At 57.6% G+C, this 17,201-nt stretch carries 11 protein-coding genes and 1 pseudogene; 7 read left to right on the top strand and 5 right to left on the bottom strand.

Annotation, left to right across the window (positions count from 1 at the left end; all coding sequences use genetic code 11):
* Positions 1-142: 142 nt before the first annotated feature.
* From ACILSO_RS03325 to ACILSO_RS03310, 4 genes are all read right to left on the bottom strand, one after another.
* Positions 143-310 (bottom strand): DUF1328 domain-containing protein, encoded by a 168-nt coding sequence (locus ACILSO_RS03325; RefSeq protein ID WP_395735945.1) that lies wholly within the window; start codon positions 308-310, stop codon positions 143-145.
* A gap of 101 nt (positions 311-411) precedes the next feature.
* Positions 412-969, bottom strand: a complete 558-nt coding sequence (locus ACILSO_RS03320) for a L,D-transpeptidase (RefSeq protein ID WP_395735944.1) — start codon at positions 967-969, stop codon at positions 412-414.
* Positions 970-1,801: 832 nt separating this feature from the next.
* Positions 1,802-4,363: an ATP-binding cassette domain-containing protein gene (locus ACILSO_RS03315; RefSeq protein WP_395735943.1), complete on the bottom strand. Its 2,562-nt coding sequence runs from the start codon at positions 4,361-4,363 to the stop codon at positions 1,802-1,804.
* A 123-nt stretch (positions 4,364-4,486) separates the two neighbouring features.
* Complete coding sequence (locus ACILSO_RS03310; protein ID WP_395735942.1) at positions 4,487-7,303, bottom strand: protein kinase domain-containing protein; 2,817 nt, start codon at positions 7,301-7,303, stop codon at positions 4,487-4,489.
* A 251-nt stretch (positions 7,304-7,554) separates the two neighbouring features.
* Here ACILSO_RS03310 and ACILSO_RS03305 point away from each other — a divergent pair.
* The 3 genes and pseudogenes from ACILSO_RS03305 to ACILSO_RS03295 all read left to right on the top strand — a co-directional run.
* Positions 7,555-7,851: pseudogene (locus tag ACILSO_RS03305) on the top strand (PAAR domain-containing protein); the annotation flags it as partial.
* A 788-nt stretch (positions 7,852-8,639) separates the two neighbouring features.
* Positions 8,640-9,161 (top strand): hypothetical protein, encoded by a 522-nt coding sequence (locus ACILSO_RS03300; RefSeq protein WP_395735941.1) that lies wholly within the window; start codon positions 8,640-8,642, stop codon positions 9,159-9,161.
* 193 nt (positions 9,162-9,354) lie between these two features.
* Entirely contained in the window at positions 9,355-10,422 is a 1,068-nt protein-coding gene (locus tag ACILSO_RS03295) for a hypothetical protein (RefSeq protein ID WP_395735940.1), read from the top strand.
* Between the two features lie 214 nt (positions 10,423-10,636).
* Here ACILSO_RS03295 and ACILSO_RS03290 read toward each other — a convergent pair whose 3' ends face one another.
* The gene (locus tag ACILSO_RS03290; RefSeq protein ID WP_395735939.1) at positions 10,637-12,166 is read right to left on the bottom strand and encodes a methyltransferase regulatory domain-containing protein; all 1,530 of its coding nucleotides are present in this window, start codon (positions 12,164-12,166) and stop codon (positions 10,637-10,639) included.
* A 351-nt stretch (positions 12,167-12,517) separates the two neighbouring features.
* Between ACILSO_RS03290 and ACILSO_RS03285 the strand changes: the two genes are divergently transcribed.
* From ACILSO_RS03285 to ACILSO_RS03270, 4 genes are read left to right on the top strand one after another with little or no spacing between them, the layout of a single operon-like run.
* Positions 12,518-14,620: a type VI secretion system Vgr family protein gene (locus tag ACILSO_RS03285; RefSeq protein ID WP_395735938.1), complete on the top strand. Its 2,103-nt coding sequence runs from the start codon at positions 12,518-12,520 to the stop codon at positions 14,618-14,620.
* A gap of 41 nt (positions 14,621-14,661) precedes the next feature.
* The gene (locus ACILSO_RS03280; RefSeq protein ID WP_395735937.1) at positions 14,662-15,237 is read left to right on the top strand and encodes a DUF4123 domain-containing protein; all 576 of its coding nucleotides are present in this window, start codon (positions 14,662-14,664) and stop codon (positions 15,235-15,237) included.
* 15 nt (positions 15,238-15,252) lie between these two features.
* Positions 15,253-15,624 (top strand): hypothetical protein, encoded by a 372-nt coding sequence (locus ACILSO_RS03275; protein ID WP_395735936.1) that lies wholly within the window; start codon positions 15,253-15,255, stop codon positions 15,622-15,624.
* Between the two features lie 3 nt (positions 15,625-15,627).
* Positions 15,628-17,190, top strand: coding sequence for a hypothetical protein (locus ACILSO_RS03270; protein ID WP_395735935.1), 1,563 nt, complete (start codon positions 15,628-15,630; stop codon positions 17,188-17,190).
* Positions 17,191-17,201 lie beyond the last annotated feature (11 nt).

Below are 17,201 nucleotides of genomic sequence, written 5' to 3'. Positions count from 1 at the left end.
CGGGATGAAAACGTTCAATTCACGCCCTCCGGCCGTATTAAAAAGTCACGGTTTTTCCAAGGCGAATCAACTTCAAACGAAACCCTGCTTTTAATTGCAGCAGGGCCTGGCGCGCGATGAAAAAATGCAACCCGTCCCCGGGTTACACAGGTGGAGAGCGGCGTCCGAGCAGCAAAGACACCAGGAACAGGATGAGGAACAGCGTGAAGAGAATGTGAGCAATCCCCGTCGCTGTTCCGGCCAGACCTCCGAAGCCTAGCACACCCGCGATGAGGGCGATGACGAGAAAAGTGGCAGCCCAGGATAACATGGTGACTCCTTTTGTTTTTCATACCTTCGCACGAGAGAGGCGCGTCGTGCGTATGCTTCCACGATTTAAATTCCATTCGTCATGGCCAATAGCTGCACCGCTTACTGCGGAAGCAGTTCTGGCGCTGGCAGCCGTCCTGGAAGGATGTCCACCCGCGTTCCTGCCCTCGCCCAATGAGCCAGATGAATGATGTCCCGTGAACTCATGCGCACACACCCCCACGATACCGGAGTTTTCAGGCACTTTTCGGCCGTAGTTCCATGGATGTAGATGCAGCGCTGCAGGGCGCGCGCGTTGCCGGGTTCTTTTCCGCGCAGGCGCAAAATCCGCGTTACGATTGCGTCATGGCCGGGGGTGTTTGGTCGCAGCACTTCGCCCGTTGGCACGCGCCCACGCAGCAGCGCCCCTTTGGGCAGCCCTTCTCCGATGATCTCCGCAATCTCCAGTCTGCCGAGCGGCGTCAGTCCTGAGCGCATCTTGTCGCCCATGCCAAACCTTGAGGTGCTCACCGGGTAGCGCTTTTTGGGCACGTTATCTTCAAACGTCAGCATCAGCTGTTCTTCCACACTGATCACGATGCGTTGCTCGGGCGGCGGCTTCGGGCAGGGGCAGCGCCGTGAAAAAGGCGCAAGCCATCTCGGCCACCGGCTTTGCTTCATGGGACAGGGCTGTGCGCATCCCGTCAGCCCGCACGACATCGTGAGCAGCGCAAGCAGTGCGCGTTTGAGCATGCACTTCCGTTGCCGTTTCATACCCACGAATCGCAGGAATCTTGGATGGCGGATGGCTGGAAGCGGTTTCCTCGCTCGGTCCAATGCGTGAAAGAACCGTCGCTGATGATTCTCCGCACTGGCTCGCCCGCCCTCTCACCGCGTGCTGACGGTGCGCGCTTTCGTAGAGGGCCGGATTGCTCTTGATCCAGTGGTTCCGGCGAGCCTGGCGAAGGTGCTTCCGGCCGGAATACCACTGGAGATCCGGGTGGCTCCGTTGGTGATGTGCGCCGCCGTTGTACCGGGATAGGTGCGGATCCCAGATTGCGGTGACACCGCGCCTACCGGGATGTAATAGTGCACAGTTTGGTCCCGCATAGGACCGCTGTTTTCCGAAAACAGGGTGGCGTGCGGGGCATTGAGTGCAGGGCTGGCAGACGTGGATTTGACCGCACCGATGGTGGCGGACCCAGCCTTTGCTTTTGCAGCGAGGACAGTTCGAGCTTTCACGCCAGGCTGGCTCGTGGGTATGACCGCCGGCAGGATCGTTTCCTCATGGTTTTGAGCCATGGCAGGCCAAGCAGATGACAGCATGGCTAACGTCAGTAGAGAGATGCATGCAGAGTTCATAGTACTCCTTTAACGAAAAACCGTGCGTTCAGATTCGAGGCATTGTGCTGTATGAATGAACAAGACGCTGCACGCAGAGCGTGCGTTCAGGGCAGATGGCAGGTGAGATGCCACCGAATAACGATCACACAAGCCTGTCCAGGTTCCTTGTTTACACGGAAACGCCCTGCAACCAGCGGGGCCTGAGAGGAGCAGGCTGCGCGAGCGAGAGTCCAAGCCAGATCACCAGATAGCAGAAGCCAGTCCAAACTCCCAGCCCAACGATGCTCGGCCCCGCAAAAATCTGCGGATCAAAAACATCTCCGGCCTCTTTTCCGTTGGCGATGTCATCCCTCCTCTTCACGTAATCGACATCTTCATCACCAGGTTTGTGGTCGCCCAGACGCCGGGGATCAATGAGCGAATTCTGCCAGGCGGTGTTATACTCATCGATTTCGCGATAAACTCCGCCGGCGCGCTCGCGCTGTTCTGCATCCTTGATTTTTCGTCCAGGCGTCAGATACGGTTTTAGTTGCTGGTTAGTCCAAAAAAACATGGGAACCTCGGTGTCGTCCGTCATGAGGGGCACGCGTTTCCCTGCCAGATTCGAAAGGTCAACGAGCCTCTGTGCGCAGGAACTCGGAACAAAGCAGCTGAAAATGCGGGCGGAATCCGGCATCTCAGGCTGAATCACGACAAAACCGCTGAACAAAATCTGCGGTATAAGCGCAAGAGGCACCCACAATGCAGCCTGCGTAACCGTTCGCGCCAGTGACGAAAGCGCCAGGCCAATCTGCACCCCAACCACCCCCATGAGGGCAAACGCCAGGACAAACAATCCGATTCCGCCCGTGGGCAGCAGATCATGTGCAGGATCTGCATCTGCGCCTCTCGTCAGGAGCACCGGGACTGCCTGCGCCAGAAGCAGCAGAACAATCTGAACTCCGGAGATCAATGACAGAAAGAGCGTCTTGCTCATGATGTAGGGATGCATGCTAAGCCCTGCAATCCGTTCACGGCAGAAGATCGGAAGCTCACGGACGATCGCCTGAGCGGCGTTGCTGCAGCCAAACCACAGCGTGGCAATGAGGCAGGCAAAGAATCGAAATTCCGGATCTTCCCGTCCCACCCAACCCGCGAGCAGGCCGATCAGCAGGGCTTGCAGCAGGATGGACTTCCAGTTTTTGCGGTCTGACACAAGAACATGCCATTGGGTGGAAACAAGCACCTTCAGGCTGCCGAAAAAACCTGGCCGCGCCTGACGGGGAGGGCGCGCGAAAATCCGGCGAGGCGGCGGAACAGCGTCCGCGGAGAAAGGCGCATAGGCGGACTTTCGAAATTTCTGCTGCCACAGCTCCCCGCTTCCCTGCTCATTGACTCTCTTGTAAATGCGTTCCAGACGCACGTTGGGGCCGCTGGTGTCCGTGCTGGTGGCGTCTTCATTGGACGGGAAAAAGTGCGCACGTGCTTGATCCTGAGTACCGAGAAAGATCAGGCGGCCGTCGTGCACAAAGGCGATTCGCTTGAATAGAAACGCCTTGTGCAGGCTGTGCGTCGTGCAAACCACCGTTTGACCCGTCAGGCTGAGATTCTGCAGCGTCGAGACCACGCTTTCCTCATTCTCCGGATCAAGCCCTGAAGTAGGCTCGTCCAAAAACAGGATCGACGGACGGACGAGCAGTTCAGTGGCGATGTTGACACGCTTCCGCTGACCGCCCGAGAGCGAGCGGATGGGCTGGTTCGAATGTTTTTCTAGGCCAAGTTTCTGCAGCGTTGCAGTGACCAGGGCGTCAATCGCCCGTCTGCTGACGGCGAGGCGCAGTCGTGCCGTCAGCGTGAGAGCAGTGATGACGGTCAGCTCGCTGTGGACGATGTCATCCTGAGGGACAAATCCCACGACACTCCCGGCCAGCAGCTTTTCCTCGATCGGATCTCCATCCACCAGCACATGGCCTTTGCTCGGCTTCAGCACGCCGCCCAGTAGATTCATCAGGGTGGACTTCCCCTGCCCCGAACCACCCAAAATGCCGAGGAAGTCGCCCGCATTGACCTCGATGGACACGTTGTTCATGATCGTTTTGACCTTGCCCTCATGACGCACCGCAAGACTCAAATCCCGGCCTTCCACCCGTGCTCCCAGCAGGCAGTCAACACAGCAGATCGAGTTTCCTGTGAATTCAAAATGGTAGCTCCCGATGACAAAGCGGTCTCCCGGAATAAGGCTTTTGTCCTGAAACGCCGCACCATTGAGATAAGTGCCGGTGGCGCTGCGATCGTGGATGACATATCCTCCGTCCGCCGGATGGATCTCCACATGGATCCGAGCGGTGTTGCGGTCATCTTCCGGGTCCAGCTGCCAGAATTCCTGGTCCGGCCGCGCATGCACTGTGGTGCCCCCGGTGTCCGTGCGGCCGATCAAAAGTTTGCGTTGTGTCAGAAGCACCTCGCGGCAGGGCTTTGACCTCAGCACTGGAACGTCAGGCACACGCAGAAATCTGGCCCGGGTGGCGCCTATCAGGATCTCATCCAAATGTTGAAGCAGCACAGTGCCCCCCGTCGTAAGAGCACGTCCATTCACACTGATCGCGGTGCCAAGGGAGGATGCAGAGACCGACCAGGTAAGCCTGTGGGGCAGCCATTCAAAGTCAGCCTGCTCGAATGTCATGCGGCCCTTGCTCAAGGCTGCCTTTTTGAGCTGGCCCCCGTTCGTGAAATAATCGATCAATCCTTGCATGATGGCATAAGGTCCGATGTCGCCCCGCAACCAGCTGCCGGGGCACGCGGACCTAGGAAGGTCTTATGTCAAAATCGCCCCATGTCTCGCAAAAAAGAACTAAGGGAGCGCGAATTGCGGCCTTCAGTGCATGGACTCCGCCTGCAGCAGGCTGTTTAAAAAGGCCGTGCATCCGTTCGCCGCCACTTCACGGGTAACCACTCTGGCCATCATGCGGTTCCCCTCTTCTGTGAGGCCGTTGACTGCAGCATAGGCGCTGCGTGCGGTGGCAGATGGTGGTGGCATGCCACTAAGTATCTGATATGCCAGCCGCGCAAACTGCCAGACAATCTGTGCGTGTTCTTCCGGCTCGGCATAGCTCATGCAAATTTTAGCGGTAAACTGCGGCCACTGTCCCAGCGGCATGGACAGCAGCTTTTTGAGCGCCTTCTCTTCCGGCATCTTCGCAAACTGAATCGTCACATGATGCGGCGCGAGATTAAGCGCCAGAATGCCATTCGCAGCCGCAAGATCACAAGCTTCAGCAATCTGCCGGAGGAGAACCTGCGCCTCCATCAGAGGGATCTTCTGCCTGAAGCGCAGCACCGAAAGCAGGCGTGGCCCGACCACGAACTCCTCCACAAGAACAGTGAGATCCAAAAACCGGATCATCGTCAGCGGCTGAACCAGAAAAGAACCCTTCAATGGCACGGCTTTCTCCAGCAGGTTCCCCATCCTTTTGATGGCAGGCTGGTCATTAGCCACCTCTGGGTGCAGCACGGTGATCTGCACCCTGTCCCCTGTGGAGTTTCTCCGCGCGGCATGCGTGCAGCCGATGTCCGGGTGAATGCCTTCAAACTCCTCAAGAAGCTCGAATTTATCCCGCAGCATCGTTTGGATCCGCTGCAGCACAGGCGCTGTGGCCCGGCGTGTGCCAGCCGAAGCCGCCACCTTTGCCTCCTTCGGCTCCTCCTTCCTCGGAGTCTGCTCCATCGTGTTGAGCGCGTCGTCCTGGGGCTGGTAAACGTGTGTGGAAGTCACATCCACCGGATGATATTCGCCCACCTCACGGATCGTCGGCGAATCCTGCTTCGGTGGGACATTGTTTTCAGCACCGTTGGCCGGAATTCCCGACGGCTGCCGCCTGCGTGTGTGGGAAGGGCCGGTGCGCCGGAGCATGTTCAGGCACTCGTCCATGCCCGCCAGCACCACCTGCATGTTGCGGGCACGGCGCTGCGCATCCGGCTGGAGCATCTGCGTCAGCAGCGCACGGACGGCGGGATGAATCGTTTTCGGCAGCATGTCCGCGTGGCTTTTACCCGAAAGCCTTCGCTGCGTGATCTCCATGGAGTTGTTTTCCAGCGGCAGCCTGCCCAGCAGCAGAAACCACAGCGTCATGCCCAGAGAAAACACATCCGTTCTCTCATCGAGCTCCTCTTCACGCAGCTGTTCTGGACTCGTATACAGCAGCGTGCCGCGGAACTGGCCTTTGCGTGTGAGGCCGGATGTTTGCCCCAGTGCTTTCACCAGACCAAAATCGATCAGCTTGATGTTTGCCGAGGTCGTTCCCGGCACCATCGCCAGCATCAGATTGGACGGTTTCAGGTCCCGATGCAGAAAATTCTCTCCATGCACAAACGACAGCGCCTTGGCCACCTGCCGGCCAAACAGCAGCACCGTTTCCTCCGGCAGCGGTCCGGACTTCATCACCAGTCTCTCCAGATCCCCTCCATCGCAGTATTCCATCGCGCAGAAGAGGGCGTCATCTTCCTCATCGCAGTCCACTAGCTGGGCAATGTGCGGGTGTTTAAGCTTGGCGATCGCCTTGGCCTCATTGAGAAACCTCTGCCTCACTTCCGCATCATAGGCCAGCGCTTCATGGATGACCTTTAGCGCCACGGTGGTGCCCAGCAGGGAGTGGATGGCTTTGTATGTTTTTCCGGCAGACCCGCTGCCCAGCAGCACAGGCCGGCCATCGTCATCAGTCACGATCTTGTACCGTCCAAAGCGGTTGGCAGATCGTGAGCGCCGCGTTTGCGTCGTTTGGGTCAGTTGTGGCGCGATGATCTCCTCCAGATCCATGCGCATCCTGGCCACGCTTTGATAGCGGTCCTCACGGTCCTCCCTCAGCGCCTGAATGATGATGTTGTCGAACTTCGGATCAATCCCGGGAATTTTTCTCGACGGCATTTCAAACATGCCCTGCGGCAGCTTTCCGGTGAGCATTTGGTAGAGCATCACCCCCAGCGCATAGATGTCCGCACGGTGGTCCACCGTGGTGCCCAGCACGAGGGATTCGGGCGCCATGTAGTGCAGCGTTCCCAGCAGCGCATTTCCCTGCGTCTGAAAAACATCACTGCCCTGGGAGATCTTTGCCAGCCCGAAGTCCGCCACCTTTACCCTGCCATCATAGCCCACCATGATGTTGGCCGGCTTGATGTCGCGGTGGATGATCATCTTTCCATGCGCGTAGTCCAGCGCGTCAAAGACCTGGGAGATGATGTTCTTCACATGATCACAGTGCAGCTTCCCCTGCTCCTTGAGCATGCGGTGCACATCCAGCCCCTCCACAAACTCCATCACAAAATACAGCAGCCCGTCCGAGGTTTCGCCAAAGTCATACACCGTGACGATGTTCGGGTGGCTCAGCCGCGCCATGGCCCGTGCTTCGTTCTTAAACCGTTCCGCATAGCTCCGGTCCCTGCCGTCCACCTCCGGCGGCAAAATCTTGATCGCCACCACCCGGTCCAGCGTCTTATGGCGTCCTTTGTAAACCGCCCCCATGCCCCCGCGGCCCAGCAGCATGTCCACCTCATACTGGTGGAGCATACGCGCCAGATCCTGAGGCGCCGGCGGCTGCCAGGCCTTGGACTTCTTGTCCACAATGATCGTGACATCCCCCGCCGCCGCCTGTTGTGCGGCCGGGTTGCGGTTGGTAGGATGGTGATTGCCAGGCGGCATGCAAAAAAACAAAGAAACGAGCCCTGACGCAGAAAGCGTGCAATTCGGAGCAATTCCGCCATACAGCACCAGAAAACCCTGGAGTGCATCCTGAAAATCTTCACCACAAGAAGCACTCACCCCCGTCCCCGCTCGAATCTCCTCACCAGCAGCGCTTCGCCTCTTGACGTGTCCGCTTGTGTCTGACATGCTCAAACACTTGTTTAGGGAGACTGCCAATCCCCGCACCTTCTGCACAGCATAATCATCTCATGGGAAAACCGGCCGCACGTCTCACCGATATGCACACCTGCCCGATGGTGACACCGGGCCTGCCACCCATTCCCCATGTCGGCGGCCCCATCAGCGGCCCCTGCGTGCCCACCGTTCTCATCGGCATGATGCCCGCCGCCACAGTAGGCGACATGTGCGTCTGCGTCGGCCCACCCGACTCCATCGCCATGGGCAGCCCCACCGTCTTCATCGGCAACAAAATGGCCGCCCGCATGGGTGACCCGACCGTGCACGGCGGAGTGATTGTGCTGGGTTTCCCGACGGTGTTGATTGGGGAGGTGGGGAGTGGCGGGGCCGTTTCTCAATCCTCTCCTCCGCCCGTCTTGAGCTCTCTACAGGAGCCTGATTCCGATAGCGGTGCTACTGCCGGGTTGTTCCAATTTGTTGAGAACACGATAGAAAAAATTAAAGGAGCATTTGTAACACCTTTTTCAAATCGTTCTAATGGTGCAAACGCAGACAAGACTAATTCTCAGGAGGCCGAAATAGAACGAAAAAACGCAGAGCACCAAAAACGTGCGGACTTCTCTAAATCAACCTCTCCCCAACAAAAGAAAAAAGATAGCTGCGCGTTAATGTCGGTTCGAAGCGTTCTTGCAGAAGCAACTATCGTTGGGCAAAAATGCCTTGTGAAACCGGCAAATCCGCCATCGGAAGACCAGATGGCAGAGATAGGCACAAAAAGCAAAGCGTATGTGGATTGCAATGGAACTACCGATGAATCTAAAATTTTTGAAGCTGTTGGAATCGAAACTATATCGAAATCAAAACCGTCTTTGGATGATATTGCAAAGGCACTTGACGAAGGAAAAGGTGTAGTTGTTGGTTATGACACTCGTAAAGTATGGGGCGGGCAGGCTGCTAAGAGTCCGAAGCCTTTGGGACACGCCGTCCGTGTTACCGGAGTTATCCGCGATCCAAAATCGGGTAAAATCTCAAGCCTGCTCATTAACGATACAGGGGATGGGACGCCCAAGGCAGTCAGTGCTGCAACCTTTGAGGAGGCATTGAAATGGCCTTACTCACGAATGACCGAAACGAAATACCCTCTCCACCCTCCAATATGAAATCCGTTGCAGAGTTGAATGAGATAGTTGAAGGAAATTCCGTTATTCGAGCGAAAGTAGCGGCGGAACTTCTATCGAGCTGGCCAATACCACATAATCACCCAAATATAGGCAAATCGGTGTTAATTTTTTATCATGCCATGAACTTGCCGCCGCCACATGAATATTATGAAATTTATCCCCCTAATTGGTTAGTTGTTCTAGACGCCGAAAGTGGCAAGCCATTTGAGGTAGAGAAGAAAGATCCTAAATATTATGGAATTAACTCGCCACCCAACAAACCTTTTTCTCGATTTAAGTACAGTCATCCTTTTGAAGGTGCTGAACTGGATCAAAAAATAGAATTTTTCAGTTCGAACTATACTAAAATTTTAAATCTTTGGTTCAATAAGGATAGGAACTATCAAAAGAGTATGCTCAAGGATTTTCAACGTGATTTTAATTGGTTCGTGCCATCCCCTACACATCGCTTTTATAGCCACTTAAATCCAGAATTTGCAAAAGTGTGTGGAATCTAAAAAAGTAGCCTACTGCTGTCACGGTTCTATTCTGCCAGTAAGGATTGAATTTTCGTCTCATTATTACGTCAGGTCATCTGATGGATTGCACACAGGTGAGATGCCAGCCGATTTATCGAGTAAACCGTGAGGAGAGCCGGCGTTTGAGTGCCTATGGCATATTAGTCACCCTTGAAATCGTTTTCTATTTCACATGGCCACCTCCTACCAATGCGGTCCGCTTAACCCGCAGAAAAGCTACTCTCTCATGCCCGCCTCCAGCTGCGGCCCAGTTGGAGTCAATGATCAAGGTGATCCTAACATCCGCAGTCGTGTGGGCGACACACCCGGGCCGTTGGGCGTGAATGACTATGCTGATCCATTGATTCAAATGCTGTTTGGACGCAACTTCGCGCTGCCCAACAAGCTGTCGCGGCCCCTCAAATCATCCAATGTCGTGGCCCAGCAGATGTGCCTGCCGGACGGCTCCACAGAAAGGATGACCGAATTTCTTTGGCTCTCGCAAGCGCAGGAATACGCCCTTTGCATCACCACCGTGTTTGAAGGCGGAAAGTCGATGAATTACAAGGCGCTGGCTGGAAATTTTGATGGCCAAGGGACCTCCTTTGGGCTGATTCAATGGAACTTTGGCAGCAACACGCTGGGGCCTCTGCTCAAAAAAATGAAGGATCAGAATGCCACGGCGTTTGCCGGTTGCTTTGGCACGGACGCCGACTACGCCACGCTCAGTGCCGCCCTTGATTCCGGCAGCAAGACTGATCAGATGAAGTGGGCTGCCAACGTGATCAAAAATCATAAGGCAGCTTGGACGGCAGCCTTTAACGCCATCGGCAGCGTCGAGGACTTCAACAAGATCCAGCGGGAAGAAGCGGCTGCGAAGTATCACCCCGCCGTTGTGAGCTGCATCACCAAGCTGCGGGCCGCTGTCCCCTTTCTACTCTCAAGCATCGAGTTCCGGAGCTATGCCGCACTCTTTGATCTCTGCGTTCAGCAGGGAAGCCTCTCCAAAGCTTGGGATGCGGTGAAGGAGAAACTCGAGAAGGACAAACCCACCACGCAATACGACGTCATCCGCATCGCGGTGACTGAACGCGCCAAAACTGCCTCCAAGGCGTGGGTGTCTGACTGCCTTAGCCGCAGGCTCGGCATCCTTTCGGGGGAAGTCTATGAATCCACAGAGAACGAAGTCACGAAAAAGCGCGTGAACGGGCAGTTCGAACTGATCACCACGTATGGCAAACACATCGTCGCAACACTTTAAGTTGCGGGGGAAACGGGGCCAGCGCAATGGACGACATTTTGATGCCCCCCTCATAGGATAACTTCAGCTGCATGGTTTGGGTTCAAGTGCAACTTAACCAATTTGCCGATCAAGAAGAAGCTAATGCCGTGCCCGCCGAGCATGATCGCCTTTGCCAAACTGGAACATGGGCCCGGCCGATGGTGATGACATCGTGGCCAGTGAGATGGGGCGGTCATCGGTTGACAACGAGAAGGCCGAGTTGAAGGAACTTTTGCACTCCTTCGTGAACGAGGGCCCGGGCTTCAAAGCGTTCCTTGTCGAAATCGAGCCTCCCCTCCGCATCCGGCTTCACCGTGCTCGCCATGGCGTGAGCAATACCCTCCACCGTCTTCGTTCCATCCAGCTGCCCCAGCAGCCACAACCCAAACGAGTCTCGAATGTGTATCGTCTGATGACGAAGCGTGGTGATGCCGCCGCCGAATTGCAGCTGATACAGCGCCCAGGCACTGGCGCGGGGGCGCTCGCTGAGGGTGGTGGCGAAGCAGACGGGCTGCAGGTGGGCTTCGACGGCTCCCATTTCGACGAATTCGCGCAGCACGGCGGCAAGTTTGTCCGCCTCTGGCTCGCCACCCAGGGGGCCGGTGAGGGTGGAGAGCAGTTCCTGGAAGTGAACGCGGCGGGGCCACTGGTGGCCGAGCCACGCCAGCGCGAGCTTCGCGACCGGCGTGTTTGTCTCTCCCTTGAGGCCCGCCTCCCCCTCAAAGGACACCAGGCTGTCATCGAGAAGGTCGGCGTCATCCGCGGCAGGCTTGGCGGAGGATGAGAAATAAAGCTCCCGCATGACCTCCAACGGAGCGGCAGAATGAAGCGCAACATCCTTCCGACAAAGCAGGGTCTGCCTGAACCGTCTGCACTTGATGAAATCGAGATACTGATCCTGCCGGATGGGATCGTCTCCCAGGCTGGCCAGCGTCTGGCGCACCTCTCCAGGGTAGCGCGTAGCAAACATGGACGCGTAGTCGGCATCTCCCAGATACTGCAAACCATGCTGCACTGCCAGGTCGGCAAACTCATGCAGGTAGAAGGGCTGGTTCAGGTCCGCGAGGTCGTCGTGGTAGAAGTGGTTCGGCACATAGTTCAGCACGCGCTCCGCCTCCGCGCGCAGCAGGAGTCCATATTCATCATCCACGCCGTGGCTCTGGGCCAGAAACTTCATAAGCGCCCGCGCCTGCTTGACTTTCGCATCGGGGTCAGGCGCGGTTTCCGTGTGGTAGCGCATCATCTCCCGCGCCATCTGGCGGATATGGCAGCCGGGATAGGCATTGTAGCTGATGAAGGCCACGCCAGAGGGAGAGAGCATTTCCTGGCACAGGTCCAGCAGCCGCACCCGCACCTCCTCCGGCACCCAGGAGAAAAAACCATGGGCCACGATGTAATCCCATTGTCCCATGGACTTGGGATCCAGCGCCATCAAATCCAGCGCCTGATACTCCACATTGGGCAGGCCCATGGCCCCCGCGTGGCGGGTTGCCGTCTCAATGCTGCTGGCCGCCAGATCGATCCCCAAAAAAGTGCTGCCAGGCAGCGTGTAGGCCAGTGGAGTGAGATTTCCTCCGTCACCGCAACCAATTTCCAGATAGCGGCACCTCTCAGCCGGCGCAGACTGCAGGCCGCGCAGAAAAGCAATCGTTTGCAGGTGCCCGGGGTGTGTCTGCGGATATGCGTTACACGGGTAAGGGACGTGATCGTAAGAGGTGCCCATGATTAAAAAGATTACTTGCAGCGCCCACGTCTGCTCTACTAGCATCATGTATGGGTGGTATTTTGCCGTCAACACCCCAATAACTCTTTGCTGAACGACTCCAATGGTCCTGACCGAATCCGATGACGCCTTGAGAAAAATCTGTTTCACCCGCCGCTTACGCATTCCGGGCAAGGTTCATCCTAGAAATAGGTCATGCTGCAGGCTCGGCATCCGGCCGCCGTCTTTTCCTCGTTGAGAGTGTCTTCAATGAAGGAAAAATTTAATTCCCTATTTTAACCCTGCAAAAAAAAGCTACTTGTTGGCGCTTGATTCAGCGCATCCCTCCTATCGCAGCTTCCCACCCCCCTCATGAGCACCCCGACTGCAAAATATCGCCACGCAGCCATCGACACCGTTCTGGGACCGGACGCTCTGCTGCTGAAGTCGATGAGCGGGCGCGAGGAGCTGGGCAGACTTTTTGACTACCATCTCGTTCTCCTGGACCCAAACAAAGACGTGGATGGCGACAAACTCGTGGGCACCAACGTCACGGTCCGCCTTCAGACTGACAAGGGAAAGACCCGCTACTTCAATGGCTACATCGCCTCCCTTTCCTTTCTGGGCTATGAGGAAAATGCAGGCGTCTACCATGCGCAAATGGTGCCCTGGATGTGGATGCTCTCACGCAGCAGCGACTGCCGCATCTTTCAGGACAAGCCGGTGAAGGACATTCTCAAGTCCGTCTTCACCGACTTCGGCTTCACCGATTACGAATTCCAGCTCTCCGCCAGCTACAAGCCGAAGGTGTTTTGCGTCCAGTACAACGAGACCGCACTGAACTTCGTCAGCCGCCTCATGGAGCATGAGGGCATCTACTACTGGTGGAAGCACGAAAACGGCAAGCACACTCTGGTGATGACAGATGACATGTCCAAGCACCAGCCGCACCCGGACCTGCCCAAGATCGAATGGCGTCCGCGCGCCGGCGTGCTGGAAGACGGCTACCTCTATGACCTGCGCGTGCAAAAAACGGTGAGCACCGGTGCGTTCGCCATGAACGACTACAATTTCAAAAAGCCCAAGCAAGACCTTCGCTCAAAGCTGGCCAAGGAGAAAAAGCATGCAGCGGCCAAGTTTGAGCACTTCGAATACCCCGGCATCTACCGCGAAAACGGCGACGGCAATGACCTCGCCAAAGTGAGGCTGGAGGAGGCGCAGTCAGGCTACGAAAGCATCGACGCCCTCTGCACCGCGCGGAGCATGGCCTGCGGCAACAAATTTCAGCTCACCCGCGCCGAAAGAAAAGATCAGGAGCGCGGCTACGTCGTCACCTCCACCGTGCTGACCATCAGTGTGGACAGCTACGGCACGGGCGGCGGCAGTGGCGACAAGTTCGAGTGCCACTTCACCGCCATCCCGGACAATCTGGTGTTCCGCCCTGCGCGTATTTCTCCGAAGCCCCTCATCCGCGGCCCGCAGACCGCCCTGGTGGTCGGGCAGGCCGGAGAAGAAATCCACTGCGATGAACACGGCCGCGTAAAGCTTCACTTTTACTGGGACCGCAGGAGCAAGGCCGATGACAAATCCTCCAAGTGGGTGCGCGTCAGCCACCCATCCGCCGGTGGTGGCTATGGCTTCATGAGCCTGCCCCGCGTGGGCCAGGAAGTGGTGGTGGAGTTTCTCAATGGAGATCCCGATCAGCCCCTGGTCACCGGCCGGGTTTACAACGGCGAAAACAAGCCCCCCTACAATCTTCCGGCAGACAAATCCCGCACCGTGTGGAAATCAAACTCCACCAAAGGCGGCGGCGGCTACAATGAACTGCGCTTCGAGGACGCCAAGGGCAAGGAGCAGATCTTCATGCACGGGCAGAAGGACATGGACGTGCGCATCAAGAACGTGCGCAAAGAATACACCGCTGCCAGCCAGCATTTGATCGTCGGCGCGGACCAGCTCGAAAAAGTGGGCAAAGATCTGCACCAGGAAATCGGCGGCGCACACAAAGAAAAAATCGCCAAAGATCATCACCAGGATGTGGGCGGAAATGATTTGAGCAAGATTGCCAATGCCTGGCAGGTCACCGCCGGGCAGGATGTGCGCATCGAGGCCGGGACGGACACCGAAATCAACACCGGCATGGCCACCTCCATCGTCTCCGGCATGAGCGTGGTGGTGGAGTCCATGAACATCACCTTGAAGGGCGCGGGAGGCTTTATCAGCATTGGCCCGTCGGGTGTCACCATTCAGGGCGCCATGGTCCTTATCAATTCAGGCGGAGCCGCCGGTTCCAAGAAGGCCGTGGCCAAAAAACCGCTCGACCCGCCCAAAAAGGCCGCCATGGCGGACGACTCAAAGGCGGGCAAAGTGGAGAAGTCCAAAGGCATGGGCCACGCCTCCAAACCGGAGACCTGGAAAAAACAAACCGTTCATGACCTCGCGGCCATCAGCGGCGCACCTTTCTACTCCAAGTGAAAGTCCGCCTTCCACCCCAACGAAACAGCCAGCCTGTCGCCATGCTCAGCAAAGCCGGAAAGGAGAAACTAAGCGACCTGCTCTTCACAGGAGAGGACGACGAACCGCAGCGCGAAGTGTTTGCCCTGCTGGACGGTGCCATGGTGCGCCAGCTGCCCGATTTCCTGGACGACGAGGAGGTCGAATACGCCCCCCTCATTCCACCGCCAAATGAGGAGCCGGAGGAGATAACCCGCGCCACCTACCTCGCCCATGTGGAGCGGGACTCTCCCACGGTGGACTGGCTTACGGGTCCAGGCTGGGGCGCCAAGTGGGGTATTTGGATCTCCGCCCCTGCAGGCACAGAACTGGAAGATCTTCTCGGTCATCTGCGCGAGCTCGCACAGGTCAGGCTGCCTGACGGCCGCATTGTCTTCTTCCGCTTCTACGATCCCCGTGTCTGGCGCGCCTTCTTTCCCACCTGCGACCTTCCCCAGCACCAGCACTTGTTCAGCCTGCCTGTCTTCTATGGTTGTGAAAACTCGGATGGAACCGCCCTGCTCACGGACAAAATGATCGATGGCACCCCTCATCGGGACGAGCATGCCCTGGAAACCGCACCCGCCGCTGAAGCCTGAATTCCCGTTTAAACTATGATCGAAATCCGCCTCGACCAGGTCCAGGTTTTTCATGAGAAAGTACGCGCCGCTTATGTGAAGCGTGTGCGCGGTTATCTCCGCAAAAAACGTGCTGAATGGGTCACCCATCTGGATGAGGAAGCCCTGGATGCTCTGATCCGCCGCCAGGTGATAGCCGCCGAAAGCTTCGGCATCATTTCGGAAACCGGCGCCGTTCGCTTCATCGAGGTGGGACTCGCACTCGGGGAGGACTTCTACTCATCAGGCAAGCACCCCGCTGCCGAGCGCATTCTCCTCCATGCAGGTCTGGATGCGGACAAAAAGCTCCAGCAGCTCGAAGAGATCGCCGGCAAACAAGCCCCGCCTCCCGGAAAAAAACCTCAGTAACACATGGCTGGGATCCAGACTTTCGAATTCGACCCCGCACGACTGGAAGGCAGTTTTTCAGACATGCAGCCCGTCAGCGATGCGGTGCAGCGCGCCGAATCCGCCACACCCGGCTGCTGCGGCCGCACCCGCGTCACCATCGCCTGCCGTTCGTTTGAGCGCGGCTATTCTCTGGATCTGCCACTGCATGGACGGAAGCCTAACGAGAGCCCCTTCGAACCACCCCATAATTTTCAATCCGTCGTCATGGCGGCTGAAATTCCTCCGCCGATGCTTCAGCTGCTTTCCAGGCATGATGGAGATGGTGTGGCAGAAGTGGTCATCACCGCCAGTGGTCCTGCGCAGTGCCCGCCGGGCACGCCCAGCCACCTGGTTTTGGAAGGCAGCGGCGGCTGCACCCGCGAAGTGCCGCAGAAAGCCTGGACATGGAGCGCTCCTGCCATCCTGGATGCCGCGCAGATAGAATCTCTGGATGAGAACCTCATCTCGCTGCTGCACCCCTTCAAGATGCCCCATCTGCCAGCGCAGCTGTGGAAACTCTCCCTCCCGCGCTGCCCGGCCTCCCAGATCAAGGCCACCATCGCTACCTTTCCAGACGTGCGCTGGCGCGGCGAGTTGAACATCACCACCCGTCCCAATCTTGAGGCAAACTCGGGCTACGAGATGCGTTTTGAAGGGGATCTGGCATGCAGTTATAACGACAGGCGGTGGCTGCTGCAGGATAAATCCCAGGCCAGGGCCCTCAGCAAATGGATCGACGGTCTCGATGTGCTGGCACGTTCCGCCGCCGCGTTCACGGCCCTGCGGCCCGCCGCACGCCACGCCGGCCTCGACAATCCTCGGCTCACCCGCATGGAGGAGTTTCGGTTTGAGCCCTGGCCTCGCCTCAGCATCGCTTTGGAGGCGCAGCTGTTTGAGCAGGAAGGAAATGGCCTCCTCGGCCATGCGCTGGGCATGAGAGTACAGGCCGCCCCCCTCATCGGTGCCAGCGGTGAGATGAGCCTGCTGGGTCCCTGGCTGGAGCAGATGGACAAAAAGCCCATCATCAGGCCCCTTCTCGCAGCACTCGATGTCATCCGGGCCGAAGAAATCGCCCAGGAGCTCGGACTCTGGCTTGTGGCGGACGGCCAGATCAGCCTGCGCGCCGGCGTGGAAGCCCGGCGCCCTCAGATGCGCACTACCACGGTGGGCCGCGCCAGCGGCAGCGTGCGCCTTGGCCTGGAAGCACGTTCCATTCGGGACTACGACAGCTTCGTCATTCACCAGGGCGGCTCTGCGGACACCACCCTCCAGGCGGGCTTTCATGCCACCTGCAAAGCAGCCGCCGAAGCCCCGCTCAACGATCCCCGTGAACACCCTCCCACGGTCGCTTTTGAGTTCAGCGGCCTCAGCATCTCCCGCCTGGAAAAGCGCAGGCCAGGCTGCGTTTTCCGCCATCACAGCAAAGCGCTTCAAGGAGGCGAAAGCGCGGAGAAATCTCCGGAAGGCTGCATGCTGGTGCCTGCTCGCTCCTGGCCTGCGGATGCCACTCTCGAAGCTCCCGCCGAGGTCCCTTGGTGCGACTGATCCTGAACTCG

Source organism: Prosthecobacter sp. (genome assembly GCF_044226605.1).
In the GTDB taxonomy this organism is placed as follows: domain Bacteria; phylum Verrucomicrobiota; class Verrucomicrobiia; order Verrucomicrobiales; family Verrucomicrobiaceae; genus Prosthecobacter.
The sequence above is the reverse complement of the archived record's forward strand: the minus strand, read 5'-3'. Positions and strand labels throughout refer to the sequence as shown.